Annotated in this window: 22 protein-coding genes; 21 read left to right on the top strand and 1 reads right to left on the bottom strand. The window is 43.8% G+C overall.

The genetic code is table 11. The features are described 5' to 3' along the window. Window positions 1-16 precede the first annotated feature (16 nt). The 11 genes from QUE24_RS12050 to mutM all read left to right on the top strand — a co-directional run bounded on the left by QUE24_RS12050 (window position 17) and on the right by mutM (window position 8,749). The gene (locus QUE24_RS12050; RefSeq protein ID WP_286304075.1) at window positions 17-1,648 is read left to right on the top strand and encodes an acetolactate synthase large subunit; all 1,632 of its coding nucleotides are present in this window, start codon (window positions 17-19) and stop codon (window positions 1,646-1,648) included. A 7-nt stretch (window positions 1,649-1,655) separates the two neighbouring features. Further along, window positions 1,656-2,153, top strand: a complete 498-nt coding sequence (locus QUE24_RS12045) for a TlpA family protein disulfide reductase (protein WP_286304074.1) — start codon at window positions 1,656-1,658, stop codon at window positions 2,151-2,153. 125 nt (window positions 2,154-2,278) lie between these two features. Continuing rightward, a complete protein-coding gene (gene rpmB, locus QUE24_RS12040; protein WP_286304073.1) occupies window positions 2,279-2,536 on the top strand; it encodes a 50S ribosomal protein L28 in 258 nt (85 codons plus the stop codon). Next, on the top strand, window positions 2,526-2,681 hold the full coding sequence (rpmG, locus tag QUE24_RS12035; RefSeq protein ID WP_007146528.1) for a 50S ribosomal protein L33: 156 nt from the start codon (window positions 2,526-2,528) through the stop codon (window positions 2,679-2,681). The genes rpmB and rpmG overlap by 11 nt, the downstream gene beginning before the upstream one ends. A gap of 99 nt (window positions 2,682-2,780) precedes the next feature. Then, window positions 2,781-3,188 (top strand): YuxH family protein, encoded by a 408-nt coding sequence (locus tag QUE24_RS12030; protein WP_286304071.1) that lies wholly within the window; start codon window positions 2,781-2,783, stop codon window positions 3,186-3,188. Window positions 3,189-3,217: 29 nt separating this feature from the next. Then, window positions 3,218-3,991 (top strand): EAL and HDOD domain-containing protein, encoded by a 774-nt coding sequence (locus tag QUE24_RS12025; protein WP_286304070.1) that lies wholly within the window; start codon window positions 3,218-3,220, stop codon window positions 3,989-3,991. A 5-nt stretch (window positions 3,992-3,996) separates the two neighbouring features. Beyond that, a complete protein-coding gene (locus QUE24_RS12020; protein WP_286304069.1) occupies window positions 3,997-4,938 on the top strand; it encodes an ABC transporter ATP-binding protein in 942 nt (313 codons plus the stop codon). Next, window positions 4,931-5,677 carry an ABC transporter permease gene (locus tag QUE24_RS12015; protein ID WP_286304068.1) on the top strand — a complete coding sequence of 249 codons (747 nt, stop codon included), beginning with the start codon at window positions 4,931-4,933 and terminating at the stop codon, window positions 5,675-5,677. Before QUE24_RS12020 ends, QUE24_RS12015 begins: the two co-directional genes overlap by 8 nt. Then, window positions 5,674-7,047 (top strand): GldG family protein, encoded by a 1,374-nt coding sequence (locus QUE24_RS12010; protein WP_286304067.1) that lies wholly within the window; start codon window positions 5,674-5,676, stop codon window positions 7,045-7,047. The genes QUE24_RS12015 and QUE24_RS12010 overlap by 4 nt, the downstream gene beginning before the upstream one ends. Beyond that, entirely contained in the window at window positions 7,044-7,928 is an 885-nt protein-coding gene (locus tag QUE24_RS12005; protein ID WP_286304066.1) for a DUF4340 domain-containing protein, read from the top strand. Before QUE24_RS12010 ends, QUE24_RS12005 begins: the two co-directional genes overlap by 4 nt. 2 nt (window positions 7,929-7,930) lie before the next feature. After that, window positions 7,931-8,749 (top strand): bifunctional DNA-formamidopyrimidine glycosylase/DNA-(apurinic or apyrimidinic site) lyase, encoded by an 819-nt coding sequence (gene mutM / locus QUE24_RS12000; protein WP_286304065.1) that lies wholly within the window; start codon window positions 7,931-7,933, stop codon window positions 8,747-8,749. Here mutM and QUE24_RS11995 read toward each other — a convergent pair whose 3' ends face one another. Further along, a complete protein-coding gene (locus QUE24_RS11995; RefSeq protein WP_286304064.1) occupies window positions 8,750-9,046 on the bottom strand; it encodes a c-type cytochrome in 297 nt (98 codons plus the stop codon). It lies immediately after the preceding gene. A 72-nt stretch (window positions 9,047-9,118) separates the two neighbouring features. On the opposite strand from QUE24_RS11995, the gene rluD reads away from it, so the two are divergent. The 10 genes from rluD to QUE24_RS11945 all read left to right on the top strand — a co-directional run bounded on the left by rluD (window position 9,119) and on the right by QUE24_RS11945 (window position 18,364). Further along, the gene (gene rluD, locus QUE24_RS11990) at window positions 9,119-10,087 is read left to right on the top strand and encodes a 23S rRNA pseudouridine(1911/1915/1917) synthase RluD (RefSeq protein WP_286304063.1); all 969 of its coding nucleotides are present in this window, start codon (window positions 9,119-9,121) and stop codon (window positions 10,085-10,087) included. A gap of 177 nt (window positions 10,088-10,264) precedes the next feature. Next, window positions 10,265-11,764 (top strand): glucan biosynthesis protein G, encoded by a 1,500-nt coding sequence (locus tag QUE24_RS11985; RefSeq protein ID WP_286304062.1) that lies wholly within the window; start codon window positions 10,265-10,267, stop codon window positions 11,762-11,764. Further along, window positions 11,764-12,777, top strand: a complete 1,014-nt coding sequence (gene mdoH / locus QUE24_RS11980; RefSeq protein WP_286304061.1) for a glucans biosynthesis glucosyltransferase MdoH — start codon at window positions 11,764-11,766, stop codon at window positions 12,775-12,777. Before QUE24_RS11985 ends, mdoH begins: the two co-directional genes overlap by 1 nt. Window positions 12,778-12,833: 56 nt before the next feature. Further along, complete coding sequence (locus QUE24_RS11975; RefSeq protein ID WP_286304060.1) at window positions 12,834-13,877, top strand: glycosyltransferase family protein; 1,044 nt, start codon at window positions 12,834-12,836, stop codon at window positions 13,875-13,877. 25 nt (window positions 13,878-13,902) lie between these two features. Further along, on the top strand, window positions 13,903-14,697 hold the full coding sequence (locus QUE24_RS11970) for a metallophosphoesterase family protein (RefSeq protein ID WP_286304059.1): 795 nt from the start codon (window positions 13,903-13,905) through the stop codon (window positions 14,695-14,697). After that, window positions 14,687-15,592 (top strand): diacylglycerol/lipid kinase family protein, encoded by a 906-nt coding sequence (locus tag QUE24_RS11965; protein ID WP_286304058.1) that lies wholly within the window; start codon window positions 14,687-14,689, stop codon window positions 15,590-15,592. Before QUE24_RS11970 ends, QUE24_RS11965 begins: the two co-directional genes overlap by 11 nt. Further along, complete coding sequence (locus tag QUE24_RS11960) at window positions 15,589-16,050, top strand: DUF4112 domain-containing protein (RefSeq protein WP_286304057.1); 462 nt, start codon at window positions 15,589-15,591, stop codon at window positions 16,048-16,050. The genes QUE24_RS11965 and QUE24_RS11960 overlap by 4 nt, the downstream gene beginning before the upstream one ends. A gap of 27 nt (window positions 16,051-16,077) precedes the next feature. After that, window positions 16,078-16,236, top strand: a complete 159-nt coding sequence (locus QUE24_RS11955) for a YqaE/Pmp3 family membrane protein (protein WP_286304056.1) — start codon at window positions 16,078-16,080, stop codon at window positions 16,234-16,236. A gap of 149 nt (window positions 16,237-16,385) precedes the next feature. Further along, on the top strand, window positions 16,386-16,952 hold the full coding sequence (locus QUE24_RS11950) for a glycine cleavage system transcriptional repressor (RefSeq protein ID WP_286304055.1): 567 nt from the start codon (window positions 16,386-16,388) through the stop codon (window positions 16,950-16,952). Window positions 16,953-16,990: 38 nt separating this feature from the next. Next, on the top strand, window positions 16,991-18,364 hold the full coding sequence (locus QUE24_RS11945; RefSeq protein ID WP_286304054.1) for a PFL family protein: 1,374 nt from the start codon (window positions 16,991-16,993) through the stop codon (window positions 18,362-18,364). Window positions 18,365-18,383: the final 19 nt, after the last annotated feature.

Here is an 18,383-nt window from a genome sequence, read left to right as displayed (position 1 = left end):
ATGAGGAAACCGCCAGATGAAGGCAGCAGAGCTATTTGTCAAAGCGCTCGAAAATGAAGGCGTGGAATATATATTTGGTATCCCAGGTGAAGAAAATCTGGATGTCATGGATGCATTGCTGGATTCATCTATCCAATTTATTACCACTCGCCATGAACAGGGGGCGGCTTTTATGGCCGATGTTTATGGTCGACTTACAGGTAATGCCGGTGTTTGTATTGCTACCCTGGGGCCAGGCGCAACGAATCTCATCACGGGTGTCGCGGATGCCAATATGGATCACGCCCCACTCATTGCTATTGCCGGACAAGCGTCTACGCATCGACTCCATAAAGAGTCCCATCAAGTGCTGGATTTGGAAGCGATGTTTCGGCCAATAACCAAATACGCATCGCGTATTGTCAGCCCTGAAGTTATTCCAGAAGTGGTTCGTAAAGCGTTTAAAGTCGCTCAAACAGAAAAAACCGGGGCCTGCTTTATTGAGTTTCCTGAAAATATTGCCGAAATGGACATTGATGATGTGCCGTTACGTGTCAAAAATGCAACGGCTCCCGAACCCGCAGCAGAAGAAATCGAACGTGCGGCAGAAGTTATTTCAAATGCTAAAAGCCCGATTATTTTGGCAGGCAATGGGGTTATTCGTGCCAATGCCTGTGATGAACTAGCTGAATTTTCAGAAAAGCTGGGCATCCCTATTGCCAATACCTTTATGGCAAAAGGCGTCGTACCCTTCCGTCATCCAATGGCCTTGGGCAGTGTGGGCCTGCAATCGAATGACTACGCCAACTGTGGTTTCGCTAATGCCGATGTCATTATCTGTATTGGTTACGATATTGTGGAGTACCACCCATATCTTTGGCACCCATCGCGTGATCGTACTATTGTTCACATAGATACCACTCATGCTGAAGTGGATGGACACTACAGTATCAGTTTGGCTGTAGTCGGTAATATTCGTCATAGCCTCAATCGTGTAGCCGCCATCACTACCCCACACCAGGGCAAGGCGATGCGTACATTGAGAGACAGTTTGATTACTGAGATGAATATGCATCGTGATGATCTGGAATTTCCAGTGAAACCACAAAAAATCATCTGGGATCTGCGCACAGCCATGGATTTACAAGACATTGTCATCTGCGACGTAGGTGCTCATAAAATGTGGATGTCACGGATGTTCCGCTGTGAATACCCTAATACCTGCATCATATCCAACGGATTTGCCAGTATGGGCATTGCCGTACCGGGTGCTATCGCCGCTAAATTAGCCAATCCCCAACGTAAAGTTGTGGCCGTGACAGGGGATGCTGGATTTTTGATGAACTCTCAAGAAATCGAAACCGCGATGCGCCTGAATATCGCTATAGTCATTCTGGTATGGAACGATGCCAGTTACGGCCTGATTGAGTGGAAACAACAAAACCAATTTGGTCGGACCAGTCATGTACAATTCACCAACCCGGATTTTGTTCAGTACGCGCAATCTTTTGGTGCAGTTGGTGTCAGAGTTGAGGAGACGGAGCAATTAATGCCCATTCTAAAAGAAGCTTTAGACAGAAATACCGTGACTGTTATTGATTGCCCGGTTGATTATCGAGAGAACCTCAAACTAACAGAAGCATTAGGCCAACTCACTTTAACGATTTAAATAACTGATGACACACATAATTAAACCCGCCATTGGCATTCTTATTCTTGGCATTATCGCGGCACTTATTTTTAATTCAGTGCAAGGACAACAAGGCCTTCCGGACAAGACCTTCACTGATTTAGACGGAAACACCCACTCACTTCAGGACTACAAGGGCAAACCTTTATTAGTCATTTTCTGGGCGACAGACTGTCCTGCTTGTGTGCAAGAACTTCCGGAACTCAAAGCCATTTATAAAGAATATGTGCCCAAAGGTTTAGAAGTTATCAGTGTGGCGTTGGCTCATGACAAGCCTGAGCATTTATTAGCGATGCGCATAGAAAAACAAATTCCCTACACCATCACTTGGGATCAAACAGGTGAACTGGCAAATGCATTTAGTAATGTACGCGTCACTCCAACGCATTTTTTATATTCCGCTGAAGGGGATGTCGTGATGCGCAAAATTGGTAGTGTCTCAAAAGAGATGCTCAGCGAGAAACTCAGCAGTATGGGGCTGTAGCAAATTCGAATACATTTACACTACACTTCTATAGTCTTGTATGGTATAAAGTACGGCTTTGTAAATGCAGGCAGGGACCAAAATCGGCGCCCTGTGGTAAAAGTGTATCAGGAGCAGGTTTTAAAATGGCCAGAGTATGTCAGGTAACGGGCAAGCGCCCTATGAGCGGTAACAATGTTTCACACGCTCATAACAAAACAAAACGTCGTTTCTTACCCAACCTTCACTCACACCGTTTTTGGGTTGAGTCTGAAAATCGCTGGGTCAAGCTGCGTGTCAGCAACCATGGTCTGCGCATCATCGATAAGAGAGGGATTGATTCCGTCCTTACTGACATTCGCGCCCGTGGCGAAAAATTTAGGAGAGTAAGACATGCGCGATAAAATTAAATTAGTCTCATCTGCTGGTACTGGTCACTACTACACCACAGATAAAAACAAACGTACCATGCCTGAAAAATTAGAGATCAAAAAGTTTGATCCTGTTGTGCGCAAACACGTTATGTATAAAGAAGCTAAAATCAAATAATATTGCCCACAATATTATTTTGGAAAAACCCGCACTAGCGGGTTTTTTTATGCTTGCATTAACACTATGATATCAACTCATTTCTTTAAGTTGTAATTCATGACCAACGTTGCTGATTTATCCTCCATCGTTCTAGCCAGACAACCCATTTTTGATCGTCAATATAATATTCATGCCTATGAATTATTATTTCGCAATAACACTAGCCAACAATCTGCTGATATTGGGCGCTATTCCGGCGATATTGCGACTACCCGGGTAATCAATTACAGCTTTCTCGAGCTTGGGATAGAACGGGTAATCGGCACACATCTGGCATTTGTTAATCTGACCCGCAATTTCATTTTAAGTGATGACCCAATCCCATTTGGTGGAGAAAGGGTTGTGTTAGAAATCCTCGAAGATATTGATATTGACGACGAGTTAATCCATGCCGTAAAAAAGCTGGCATTAGCTGGTTACCAGATTTTATTTTCCATGAGTCTTTACGTCCACTTATCGAGTTAGCCACCATTATCAAAGTGGATATTCTCGCCTTGTCTGAAGCAGAGTTAAGACAACATGTTGCCCTACTCCGTGAATATCCGGTTAAGTTACTGGCAGAGAAGGTGGAGACTAAAGCTGAATTTGAACTATGTATGGCACTTGGATTCGATTATTTTCAAGGCTACTTTTTCTGTCGGCCAGAAATCATTTCAGATAAACCTATTCCTGATAGTAAGCTTAAACTGCTGGAGCTGCTAAGCAAATTACAAGATCCTGATATTGAATTTAAAACGATCGAGTCAATCATTCGCCAGGACCCAGGCCTTAGTCTAAAATTACTACGTTTACTTAACTCAGCCGCTATTGGGTTTCCCAGACAAATAAACTCGCTGCGTGAAGGCCTTGTTATTTTAGGTCTAAAGGCGATAAAAACATGGACAACAATAATTGTTATGAGCGAGATGAGTCCTGGACCAGCAGAACTAATTCAGGTGACGTTGGTCAGAGCCAAGATGGCAGAAAAGATAGCGCCTGAATTTGACTGTCATTCTGAGGCTGGTTTTTTATTGGGCTTGTTCTCAACGATTGATACGATGCTGTCAAAGCCCATGAATGAGGTTATTAACTCGATCCCTCTAAGCAATGAATCAAAGCTTGCACTAATTAGTCGAGGTGGTATAAAAGGCCAACTATTGAATTGCATTATCGACTACTGTGAAGGCCGCTGGTCTCAGTCATCAGAAGACGGGCCTTCATTGGAAAAGCTAAGCAATGCCTATATTGAAGCCAATGAGTGGGCCACTATGACTCTTAATACAATTTAGTATTCATGACTGATTCCAAACTCTTACTCGAAGCAAAAGAACTATCTCGGTTTTTCGGCGATACTGCCGCCGTGAACAATGTCAGTTTTAATATTAAACAAGGTGAAGTCCTTGGATTTTTAGGCCCGAATGGTGCTGGCAAAAGTACGACAATGCGCATGTTGACCGGCAATCTCGCTCCAGATAATGGTCAGATAATAATCAATGGTATTGATTTACTGGATGACCCTAAACAGGCTAAAGCCTGTATTGGTTACCTACCTGAAACGCCACCACTTTATAAAGAACATACCGTCACTGAGTTTTTACAGTTTTGTGCCCGGCTGAATGGCATAGCTAAAAAACAGCAAAAATCTGCAGTCGACACAGTGATAGAACGCTGTGGTCTGACAGAAGTGAGCAAACGATTAATTGCGAATTTATCCAAAGGCTTTCAGCAGCGTGTTGGTATCGCACAGGCTATTATCCACTCGCCAGCCGTAGTGATCTTAGATGAACCGACCTCTGGGCTCGACCCCATCCAGATTCGGGAGATTCGTCAACTTATTCGTGATATTGCCAATGAACATAGTGTCATTCTGTCTACTCATATTCTGCCCGAAGTGCAGATGTTATGTGACAGAGTGCAAATCATTTCTAAAGGCCAGTTATTATTTAATGACAGTCTGCAAAAGTTAACCGAACAAATGCAATCAACCGCTATTGTAGTTGGTTTCTCTCACAGTGTTGATATAGGTTCTTTGAGTGCTATCAATGGTGTGAATGATGTCGTAAAGATGGATGAACAGCATTTTAAACTCTCTTATCTGCCAGATCATGATCCAACACAGGCCCTGTTAAGAGAGGCTGTTGAACATAACTGGCCACTCACATCATTAATGCCCGAACAGCATTCTTTAGAAGATGTCTTTATGAAAATCATTCGTGAAGAAGATGCCCATGTTTAATATCGCCCGTAATGAATTACATCGCTTGTTCTTATCACCTCTGGCTTGGGTAATCTTGGCATTGAGTCAATTATTGCTGGCTTATCTGTTTTTAACGCATATGGATTATTTCAACAGTATCCAAAGTCGCATTTCTGCTATTCCTGGTGCGCCGGGGGTCACTGAACTGGTAGCCATGCCACTCTTAAGTAATGCTGCGATCATTGCCCTGCTGATTAGTCCCTTGTTGACCATGCGCAGTTTTGCTGAAGAACGTAGAAACGAGACCCTTCCTTTACTCTCATCTGCACCGCTGAGCATGTTTGATATCGTTATTGGTAAGTTCTTCGGTACCCTGACATTTTTCCTGATAATGGCATCACTCACCGTTTTAATGATTTGTTCCCTGGCCGTTGGTACCACTCTGGATTTTTATCAATTAAGTGCAGGTGTTATTGGTCTGATTTTGTTAGTCGCCAGCTTCAGCGCGGTAGGTATCTATATGTCCAGTTTAACCAGACAACCTACCATCGCTGCTATCAGTACCTTTGCCATTTTGTTTTTGTTTTGGATTATAGATTGGGCCAGTCACAGCACAACTGAATTCTCATTACTGAGTTGGCTGTCGTTGTTAAAACACTTTGAACCCATGATGCAGGGACAAATCAATACCCAGGATATAAGCTACTTCGCCCTCATTATTTTTGCTTTTCTATTACTGACGGTTCGTCGACTGGATAGAGAACGTCTAGACCAATGAAAATCACCAAACGCGCACAACTCCTCATTCGCTTTCAGCAAGTTATATTTTATGCTTTGCTGATAACTGCCGTTGTCTTACTGAGTCAGCTGTCAATTGCCACCAATAAGCAGTTTGACTGGACACAAAATCATAGACATACGCTATCTGAAACCAGTTTAGCGATCCTCGATAATCTAAAAGACGATATTACTATTCAGGTTTTTGTGAGTCCTGATTATGAATACCGGGCTGCTATTGTTGAATTATTACAACGCTATCAACAGCATAGCGATAAGTTAACCATACAGTTTGTGGACCCAAGTTTTTCACCTGGCATCGTCAGACAATTTAATATCCAACAGCAAGGTGAAATGGTAGTCAGCCATGGTGAACAAAAACAGCATGTGTTTGATCTGTCCGAACAATCACTAAGCAATGCCTTGGTCACTGTCTCCCGACAATCACAGCCCTGGTTAATATTTGTTGAAGGCCATGGTGAACGCAGTCCGTATGATAAAAGCGACTTTGGCTTGAGTACACTGGTACAAAATCTAGGCAATCAAGGCATAAAAGTCCGTTCACAAAACTTATTGGATACACCAGACATCCCGGACAACAGTGCGGCTTTAGTCATTGCCAGCCCTGAAAAAGAATGGCTACCTGGTGAAATCAATATTGTTCGCGACTATTTAGACAAAGGTGGCAATCTACTCTGGTTAGCAGACCCAACTCAGACTAAGTCGTTGGGAGCTTTGGCTGAAAAATTAGGCATTGAATTTGTGCCAGGCACGGTACTTGATCCTAACTCCAGCATGCTGGGGATTGATGACCCACGCTTTGTTCTGATTACCGACTATGCCAATCATCCTGTCGGTCAGGCCGCCAAAAGTGTCACCATTCTGGCCGAAGCCAGTGCCATCCAAATAGCTGAGGATAACTCAGAAACCCCATGGCGCTATCTCAATCTTTTGAACAGCCAGCCAAATGCCTGGGTGGAAACCTCTGCCATTACACAAGCAAACTTCAGTCAGCAAACATTCGATAAAGGTGCTGATGTGGCCGGCCCCGTTTCACTCGGTATGCTCATTACCCGCGATACGGACAGCAATATCGATAAATCACAAAGGATTGCCGTTATCGGTGATGCCGACTTTGTCGCGAATAGCTACATTGGTAACGCAGCCAATCTGGATTTGGGATTAGGTCTTCTGAATTGGTTAGTAGAAGACGATGGTCTTATCACGATTCCAATAAAAACCAGTGTTGGTACACAACTGACCTTATCCAACACGAAATCGATGATTATCGGTTTTGGCTTTTTATTTGCTGTGCCATTACTTCTCCTTACAGTTGGACTCACTCTGTGGTGGCGGAGAAAACGTCGATGAAAAACAGCTATTTCACTAATTTTATTTTGTTGTTATTAGTCGTCGGTTTATTCTGGTTTTCTCAACATAACACTAATCAGCAGACTGATCATTCAGTCCAATTATTAACATCACTAAATCCTGCTGATATCAATACCATTGATATCCAACAACGACAAAAAAATGATATCAAGCTAATCCGCGATAATGCATCCTGGCGATTGATGTCACCTTACCCTGCCCCTGTCAGTCAAACCCGCATCAATCTCATTCTCAGCTTGTTAAAAACACCCGTTCATGGTGAGTTTCAGCCCATGGATACCTCGTCGCTTGCTCAGTTTGGTCTCCATACCCCCTCGGTGATTGTCAGCTTAAACAATGAGAGTTTTGCCTTGGGTGATGTAGAGCCTATTAGTAAACGTCGTTATGTGCTTTATCAACACATCATTTATCTTATCGATGATGATGTTATGCCCTTATTAACCGCGAGTGCTGATAGCTTTATTGATAACAGGCTTATTGCTGAACATAAAACCATTGAAAAACTCACGTTGCCCCGCTCTCTGAATAATCCAGAACCGCTGCAACTAACTCTCTCAAATGGCCAATGGCAATCTGATGATAAAAACTTAACAAGTGATGCGTTAAAGGTGTTGATAGATAGCTGGCAATTTGCCTATGCAACTCAGGTCAGGAAAGTCACATCAGCCGAGTTAATGGCAAAACCTGGTCCTCAAATTACACTTTGGCTGGAAGGTCAAAAACAGCCTGTTTCATTGATCATGCAGACCACTGATAGCAACCTTATTCTGACCAATCAAGATTTAAGCTTAGAATATATTTTCCCTATGGCGATGAGCTCTCAGCTATTACCTGATACGCCCACTCAAACTAACGAATAGACATGCCTGAACTGCCAGAAGTAGAAACCACGCGACGTGGTATTCAACCCTTTATTGAGAATCAATCCATCACAAAAATGGTGGTACGTCACCGAGGATTACGCTGGCCAATTCCAGAAGGATTAGAATCCATCGTTAAAGATCAACGGGTAAACAGTATAGAGCGCCGGGCAAAATACTTGTTGTTGCACTGTGACAATGGCACATTGATTATCCATTTGGGCATGTCAGGACGTTTACGCGTACTCGATAATGATGACCACATCAATAAACATGATCATGTCGATATCTTTTTTGATAACGGTTATGTATTGAGATTTACTGACACTCGCCGTTTTGGCGCCATACTCTGGACGAACGAGCCTTATGAGCAACATGCGCTTATCAGTCATCTAGGTCCGGAGCCACTATCAGAACAGTTTGATGTCAACTACTTACATCAACGCGCTAAGGGTCGGACCAGCCCAATTAAAACATTTATTATGAATGGTGAAGTCGTAGTAGGTGTAGGTAATATATACGCCAATGAAGCCCTGTTTATGGCTGGTATTCATCCAAGTACGCCTGCCGGAAAAGTCAGTAAAAAGAATCTATCTCGATTAGTCGAGGCCATTAAGCAGGTTTTGGAAAAAGCCCTACTCGCCGGGGGAACAACCCTACGCGATTTCAGAAAAAGTGATGGAAACCCAGGCTATTTTGCGCAAGAACTTCATGTATATGGACGAGAAGGCTTAGCCTGTTTACGCTGCCAAACCCCAATCAGTCTGATTAAGCAGGCGCAAAGAGCCACTTATTTCTGTAGTCAGTGCCAGCCACGTTGATCATTTTTGATTAGAAAAATAGTGAGCCAAAGCGCGTATTTCTTCCTCAGAATAGCCCGCTGCATGCTGCATCATAACGGTACCATCACGCTGACCATTTTTAAATGCCAGCATTTGTTGAATAAAGTAATGTTTATTAAGGCCGGCAAGGCTAGGCGTTCCACCCTGACTATGACCATTTGTACCATGACACGCTGCACACGCTGAGGCGAGTAATGCGACATTGCGTGGCTCGGCGTGAACCACCAGAGATAAAAGCAATACCACCCCAGCGATGACAAAATGAGAAAAACGCATTTTTAGCTCCATATTCCAACGTCAGCTATAAGCCTACGTTATAATACTGGTTTAATCACCAGCTAAGTCTATATGTCAGAAAAAATTCAACTAGAAGATATTATTCCGGAAAACTTGATGGGTATGCGTATCGATCAGGCTTTAGCCAAAATGTTTCCCGAATATTCTCGTGGTCAACTGACAAAATGGCTGAAAGCGGGTGATGTCCTCGTTAACGGGCAACTTCTCAAACCTAAAGAAAGCATTCAGGGCGGAGAAAAAGTCACCATAGGCACTGAGCTACAAGTACAGGATGAAAGCTGGAAGGCAGAGTCCATCGCGCTCGACATTATCTATGAAGATGTCGATGTCATCATTATTAACAAACCTGCCGGCATGGTCGTTCATCCCGGTGCAGGCAATCACCAAGGCACGCTCGTCAATGCCTTATTAGCCCATGCTCCCCAATTAGCCAACATCCCACGTGCGGGGATTGTTCATCGTATCGATAAAGCCACCACGGGCCTGCTGATGATAGCCAAGACCTTAACAGCCCATAACTCACTGGTATCGCAACTGCAGGCACGCACAGTTAAACGTGAATACCTCGCTGTAGCGTACGATGTTTTTACCGCGGGTGGAACTGTTGATGAGGCTATCGGTCGACATAACATTGATAGGAAAAGAATGGCCGTAAGTGCGACAGGTAAACCCTCCGTCACACATTATCGTGTCGAGCAGCGTTATCGGGCTCATACTCTGATCAAATGTAAGCTTGAAACCGGACGGACGCATCAGATTCGCGTGCATATGGCGCACATCAGGCATCCTTTGTTAGGTGACCCAGTCTATGGCGGCCGTTTAAAACAAGCCAAAGGCATGACCGAGACGTGTCGTGAGGTTATTCATAACTTCCGCCGTCAAGCCTTACATGCCGGTTTGCTGGGTTTTGTGCATCCCACAACAGGCGAAGAAGTCTCATGGCAAATCGATTTGCCTGAGGATATGCAACAGTTAGTCGATGCGCTGGCAGCAGATGCAGAAATAACTGACTCACTTTAACCTGTGACATTGCATTGAACGCTGTGGCATGGACAATAAAGATCCGTCATGCGTACATTACATTTATCAGTTAATGCGCCAAAAGTATTTCAGATTATCTAATCAAGGAGAAGATACAGCGTGATGACTGTTAATCATCGATGTTCATTTTTATCGGCTTGGCTCAAAGCTGGAAGCATGCCTTTTCTGTTACTACTGAGCTTAAGCGTCATTGCTTCTCCACAAGATAAAAAAGAGGTGACCTTCAGTCACCAGACCGTATTGGATTTAGCTAAAAAACGTGCTCAGAAACCATTCAAAATCCCCACACAAGCGCCAATATCACTCACACGACTGGATGCTGAAACTTACCAAAAAATCCGGTTTCAGCAACAATCAGCTATCTGGGGTAACAGTCCAACCCCATTCTCCATCCAGCTTTTTGCTCCAGGTTTCTTGTATAAAAACCTGGTCGATATCGATATTGTCGAAAGTGGAAAAAGTGTTCCTATTAATGTTACCGAGTCATCATTCAAGGTCCCTAATCCTGAGATTGCCAACGCGCTTGCTCAAGTAGGTAAATATGCTGGATTCCGGCTTCACTATCCTCTTAGTAAGGGGCAGGAAAAGAATGAATTCATCATTTTTCAAGGAGCCAGCTATTTTCGGGCGGTATCCAAAGGTCAGTTATACGGTATTTCGGCCAGAGGGTTGGCTATTGATGTGGCCGAACCAAAAGGTGAAGAACATCCCACGTTCACTCATTTCTGGATAGAACGTCCGGGAAAAGACCAAACAGCCATTGTTGTCCATGCCCTTCTCGATAGTAAAAGTGTGACCGGAGCATATCGATTCGGTATTTATCCTAATGACCCAACTCGAATGGATGTTAAAGTCACCCTATTTCCACGCATCGATATTCCTCACATCGGTCTCGCCCCGTTAACGTCTATGTTTTTGCATGGCAGTATGGTGCCTGCAAAATCCACTGACTATCGACCACAGGTACATAATTCACAGGCTCTGGCCATAAAAACAGGCAATGGTGAACATCTATGGCGGCCTTTGAATAATCCCAATTCACTACAAATAAGCGGATTCATGGATGAGCATACCAAGGGATTTGGGCTTATCCAGCGTGATAGACAGTTTGTGAACTATCAAGATTTAGAAGCCCACTACGAGCTTCGTCCTTCTTTATGGGTAGAACCTATTGAAGACTGGGGTAAGGGGCAGGTTCAATTGTTTGAGATACCGTCAAATGCTGATACCAATGACAATATTGTCGCTTATTGGCGACCGGAAGGTGGATTAAAGAAAGGTCAGACCTTCAGCTATAACTATCGCTTGATCTGGCTAAATGATATTAACCCAATGCCATCAAAAACAAAGATTGTCCGTAGTGCTAAAGGAAAACTATTTGAAGATGGCAGCAGAGAAATGATCATCGATTTTAGTCGTATTGATGTGAATCAATTGAATACCATCAGTATGAATGCCTCCAGTAATCACGGCAAAATCATTGCAACTAAATTGATTGCAAATCCAAGCATTGATGGTGCTCGCGTATTTCTTCGATTCCAACCTGAAGATGCTGATGTGGCAGAGTTACGTTTGCAGTTGATGAATAAAGACACACCTATCAGTGAAACATGGCTTTACCGTTGGATTAAACCTAGTCTATTTGCAGGCGAGTAATGAAAGCACACAAAGTTTTACCGGAACGCGCACCACTAGATATGCCAAGGCATCGTGTTAACGAGCCTGGTCAGGCGTTACGACAACATTCCATCCCCTTTTTCACATCCTTTAGCACCGTCTTGTCACGCTTGTTTATTTTGCTGGTGACAGTTGGCCTTTCGGTCTATGGGATTAGAGAGATGCATGGTGTCCTCAGTACCAACAGCATTACCTCATTACAGTGGGTATTTTTATGTTTATTCAGTTTAAATTTTATCTGGATATCTTTTGCTTTTTCACAAGCCTTGTTAGGCTTTTTGATTAACCTCAAACCCAGAATCATTAAAAAAGCTGAGACAGAACCTAATTTTAAAACCGCGATATTATTCCCCGTCTATAAAGAAGAACCCGGTCGAATCGTAGCGGCCATTAAAGCCATGCGTGAAGACTTATTAAAACAAGCGCCAGGCAAGTATGCTTTTTTTATCTTAAGTGATACCAATCAGGCCAATGCCTGGCTTGCAGAAGAAAAAGCCTTTATTGAACTCTTCGAAACACAAAATGAAGACTGCCCTGTTTATTATCGTCGTCGTGCCAATAATCAGGAACGTAAAGCAGGCAATATCGCACATTGGGTCAGCAACTGGGGCGGTGCATATGAAGCCATGATTGTGCTGGATGCAGACAGTTTGATGAGCGCACAAAGCATGCTGACCCTATCGCGCAGATTGGCAGCAGCACCTGGGGTTGGTTTAATTCAGACATTACCCACCCTCATCAGCGCCAGTAGTCTATATGGCAAGCTACAACAGTTTGCTAATCACTGTTTTGGCCCCATTTATGCCGAAGGTCTGGCTGCCTGGCATGGCCTCTCATCTAACTTCTGGGGACACAATGCCATTATTCGTACCCGGGCTTTTGCTGAATCATGCTCACTACCGATATTGCCAGGCAAAGCACCTTTTGGTGGACATATCCTCAGTCATGATTTTATAGAAGCAGCATTATTACGTCGTGTTGGCTGGGGGTAAGATTTGATACTGATATTCAGGATTCTTATGAAGAAGCACCTCCTTCACTAACTGACGTGATCGTACGCGATAGACGCTGGTGTCAGGGAAATTTACAACATGGACGAATACTTCTCGCACATGATTTAGCCTTTCCCACTAGACTGCATATTTTCTCTGGCATGATGTCTTATCTGAGCGCGGTGCTTTGGCTTTCACTTATTATGGTCGGTTTAGCCATTGCTGTGCAGGCACAGTTTGTTCGCCCCGAATATTTTGCAAACCCCTCCCTCTTCCCTCTCTGGCCAGTATTCGATGCTGAACGGGCGCTGGACTTGTTTGTCGTCTCGATGGCAATTGTGCTTGCACCAAAATTGTTTGGCTGGTTTGCAGCACTTGTAAACTGGCGCCGTTGCAAACAATTTGGAGGCCCGATTTTACTCACTTTTAGCGTCCTGTTTGAAACCATTATGTCAGCCCTTTATGCGCCTATTTTGATGGTCGCTCAGTTTGGTGTTGTCTGTCATATCCTTATGGGAAAAGATAGCGGCTGGAACCCGCAATCACGTGATGATGGTGCTTTAAGCCTGGGACAAGTGACCCGAGCCCATCGCAGTCATACCCTATTCGGTTTTATTCTGGCAGGCATTTCTTATAGCTTAAGTATTGAAATGTTCTACTGGTTGTTACCCATATCCGGTGGACTAATGTTATCTATCCCCCTTTCGTGGTTAAGTGGTGGCGCAAAACGTGCCAGACCTTTTACGATTCTAGGTCTGCTGCGAGCACCAGAAGAAAAACGGCCAAGTAGCATCGTGAAAAGCCTTATCGAGCAAATTAAAAAGACGCCTCAACAAGACCCCGTTGATTCTCCGCTTATGTGTTTGGATCAGCATGCCGAACTGTGTAAATGGCATCTGGCCCAATTACCACTTCTCGATGCGCCTAAACCAGATGAGTTCCATGCTCCGACTGTCACTGCTGAGTGGAAAATTCGTCATGCTCCATCTTTACATCAGCTGGAAAAATCACTGGAGCCTGTGGAGATGATTGCATTGCTGTCGCAAGAGGTTGCTGTGAAACAACTCAAAACCCATGGTCTGGTCAGGCATCATGATTAAAAATCAGGCTGAAAGTTAACTCTCTATGACCACGTTTGTTCATATATCCGACTTACATTTTGGGCGCATTCTGACTGATGTCTTAGCAGGCTTAAAACAGAAAATTAAGTCTATAAAGCCTGACATGATTATCATTAGTGGTGATCTCACACAGCGAGCGACAAAAAAAGAATACCAACAGGCGGCTGACTTCCTTAACGACATTAACACGCCTTATTTCATCATCCCCGGCAATCATGATCTAAGTACTTTCCGAATTATCGAACGCTTCTTTTGGCCTTGGCGGAAATGGCATAAATGGGTTCAGAGGGAACTTGAGGCCCAGTATGCAAATGACAACTATCAGCTGATTGGCATTAATACTGCCAGAAAAGCAGGCTTCTATATGGACTGGTCCCGGGGAAGAATCAGTTCGACACAAATCAAGCATATAACAAAGCAAGTGATGGAGGCGCCTGAATATCAACTTCAATTACTGGTCGCTCACCATCCTTTCTGGCTGCCACGTGAGTATGAAGCCAGACATTTAATTGGTGGACGTGACAAAGCATTGGCATCATTCAAAGATACAGGGTTGGATCTGATACTAAGTGGACACGTGCATGTTGATTATTGTCGTGTGGTGGATGGCATCATTGTGTCGCATGCTGGCACAACTACTTCGGACAGACTCTTACCCGAACATGCCAATAGTTTTAATATCATTCGTGGTGATAAATCCACATTAACCATTGCCCGCCACCACTGGCATCAGGATGAGTTTCAATTATCAGCGACACAAACTTTTTATCGTGATAATGGCGGCTGGCATGAACAATGATAACAACACCGGTCAGCCTGAAAAAATACTGACGTTTGTCAATAAACATGCCGGAACAGCACCGGAAGTCATCAAGATGCTCGCGCATCATTCAGCCATTTCACTTCATACGCTCTCAGCATCTGAAATAGAAACGGCGATTAAACAGGCTATTGCAAACAAGCAAAAACGGATTATCGTGTCCGGTGGTGATGGCACACTGGCTCTAGCCGCAGGTTTAACGATTGGCAGTCAAACAGAACTTGCGATCATTCCCGGCGGTACACTCAATCATTTTGCTAAACGTTTATTGATCCCGACGGACATTCACGCAGCATTGGAGCTCGCGATACAAGGTCAAGCTTTCAGTACCCATGTTGCTTATGTGAATGACTATTTATTTTTGAATACCAGCTCGGTTGGTGCGTATGTGACCTTCGTTCGCACACGTGAATACCTTGAACGAAAAATGCAATATTTGTTGGCCAGCCTTTTGGCTGGTATCAGAAGGTTATATCACTTCAGACATGCCAATATCATTCTTAATCAGCAGAAAATTAAAACGCCGCTTCTATTTGTCGGGGTGGGTGAGCGTGATCTACAAATACCCGCTATGGGACAAATAAAAACAGGGGGACGTGACGGTCTCCACCTGATTGTTGTACGCTGCAATAATAGCTGGTCGGCTATTAAGCTGGCGTTTAGTGCGATGTTAATGGGTGTGGATCCACTATCAAAAGCAAAAATGATAGAAACCACCATTCTCGACGAGTTTAACGTCACGCTGCACTCACGTAAGAAATGGCTTACTGTAGCAGTGGATGGTGAGTTAATAAAACTGAAACCGCCACTACAATACCGTTTTCAACGTGATAGTTTGAATGTTGTCATACCTGCTTCAGATGAGGCCCTATGAGTAAGAAAACACGTTTTATACATAAGTTAAGCTGGTTTCTTGATGAATCCATCACCTTACCTGGTGGCTTTAAAATTGGTGCGGATGGTTTTTTTGGTCTGATACCCGGATTAGGTGATTTTATTGGTGGCTTATTATCCAGTGTCATTATCTATCAGGCCCATCAAATGGGTGTACCAAGAACCATTCTCATCAAAATGGTGATTAACATGCTTATTGATACCACCATCGGCGCCATACCGGTCATTGGTGATGTGTTTGATTTTATCTGGAAAGCCAACCAGAAGAATGTCGCTCTTCTCCATGAGTATGAGCAACAACCCCAGCAGGTGTATCGCAAAACGTTGCTGGAAAATATCGCTTTTATTGTGATTCTAATCACCATAATTGTCTTAGCGATAAGCTTTGCTGTCTGGATTATCAGCTTAATCTGGACGGCATTATTTCAATCCTACTAAAACAACGATGATTAAAAGGGAGTTATTATGGACTTAATTCGAATTCTGATTGCCATTCTGTTACCACCACTTGGTGTATTTCTACAAGTTGGTTTGGGTGGTGCTTTTTGGCTCAATATCCTTTTAACTATTCTGGGTTATATCCCGGGTATTGTTCACGCAGTCTGGATTATTGCCAAACGTTAGTACTCTGATGATGCTGTTCTAATCAATACAGCCACATTAGATGTTACGATAATGCCGGGACTTCTCCCGGCATTTTTGTGTTTGTCTATACCAGACAATATTGCGATCATATAAAGTGCTAGCTCTTAGCGACATCTCTAAGGTGAAAAATGAATAAAGTATTAATTTCTGTTCTGGGTAGTGATCAACCTGGCATTATGTCTGTGATTGCAGATGTGATAAATCAGCGTAACGGCAATATAGAAAACTTAAGTCAAACACTCTTAAACTCGGTTTTTGGTGCCCTACTGCTGGTCGATGTTCCACACGATGAAAATTGTGATGATCTTCAATCCGCGTTAGAAGCAAACTGCAAACAGATGGGTTTATTTATCCGTGTTCATCCTTGGAATGAACAAGCTTCAGATTGGTATCAAAATAAACCTGAAGTACAACCCTATATCGTCACGGTGATAGGCCCTGATCGACAAGGCATTGTCGCTGAAGTGGCTGGGCAGCTCTTTAAACACGGTGTCAATATCACCAATATGCAAGCCATTTTCAAAGGGGGTAAAAACCCAATGGACAATTTAATGGTCTTTGAAATTGATGTGCCTAAAGCCACCATCATGAATGATTTACGCGATGCACTGGCAGATATATCCCAACGTCTCGATCTCGAGGTCAGTGTACAACATCGTAAAATTTTTGATTCTGTCAGCAATATACTTAACTAAATACGCTATATTCCGACTCGTTCATATCAGGACATAAAATGATTAATCCCAAAGATATTATTTCTACCTTGCAAATGGTACGTGAAGAGAACCTGGATTTACGTACTGTGACCGTAGGGATCAGTCTGGCTGATTGTGTCAGTGATGACATTAATACCTTTAAACGCAAAATCTACGACAAAATTACCCGCATTGCAGGCAATCTTGTTAGCACCTGTAATCGCATTGAAAGACGCTACGGCATTGAAGTAGCTAATAAACGTATATCGATTAGCCCTATTGGCGTTGTCGCTGCCCCATTTAATTCTGATCAAATGGTGGAAATCGCACTCACGCTTGATAAAGCTGCCGCAGAATTAGGTATCGACTTTATTGGTGGCTTCACTGCACTGGTGGAAAAAGGCATGACCCATGGTGACAGAGCACTCATTAATGCCATCCCGCAAGCTTTGACTGAAAGTCAACGCGTCTGCTCATCTGTTAATGTGGCGAGTACACGTGCTGGTATTAATATGGATGCCATCAAAGATATGGGCGTCATCATCAAACAAGCGGCAGAAATGACAGCCAAAGATGATGGCTTGGCAGCGGCTAAACTCGTTGTTTTTGCTAATATCCCGCAAGACGTACCTTTTATGGCTGGCGCTTATCTCGGTGTGGGTGAAGCGGATGCTGTAGTCAGTGTCGGTGTTAGCGGTCCAGGCGTGGTTAAAGCGGCTCTGGAACGAGCCCTTGAAGAAGAAGACGGTATGGACTTAAGCCGTGCAGCGGATGTCATCAAACAAACTGCAGCAAGGCTCACACGCGCTGGCGAGCTAGTTGGTCGTGAAGTCGCTCAATTATTGGGATTACCATTTGGTATCGTTGATCTCTCACTCGCCCCTACCCCCAATAAAAATGATAGTGTCGGTGAAATTTTTGAAGCTATTGGGCTTCCAGCAATTGGAGCGCCAGGCAGTACCGCCTTTTTATCTATGCTCAATGATGCCGTTAAAAAAGGTGGCGCATTTGCCAGCTCTCATGTCGGTGGACTGAGCGGCGCCTTTATACCCGTTTGTGAAGATCTGACCATTGCTGATTCCGCCGTAAACGGTACTTTGTCATTGGAAAAACTGGAAGCCATGACCGCTGTCTGTTCGGTTGGCTTAGATATGGTGGCTATCCCTGGAGATACCTCTGCAGAAATGATCTCAGCCATCATTGCCGATGAAATGGCGATTGGTGTGATTAACAAAAAAACCACTGCTGCTCGTCTTATTCCTGCACCAGGCAAAAAAGCAGGTGATCATGTGGTTTATGGTGGCCTGCTAGGTGAAGGCCCAGTCATGGCTGTGAATATGGGTAGCCATGAAAATCGTTTTGTTCGCCTGGGTGGACGAATCCCCTCACCAATACAAAGTTTAGTTAACTAAACTTTAGACATAAAAAAAG

Origin of the sequence: Methylophaga marina (assembly GCF_030296755.1) — a bacterium.
GTDB lineage: Bacteria > Pseudomonadota > Gammaproteobacteria > Nitrosococcales > Methylophagaceae > Methylophaga > Methylophaga marina.
Note: the sequence above shows the minus strand (reverse complement) of the source record. Positions and strands in the feature narration are given on the sequence as shown.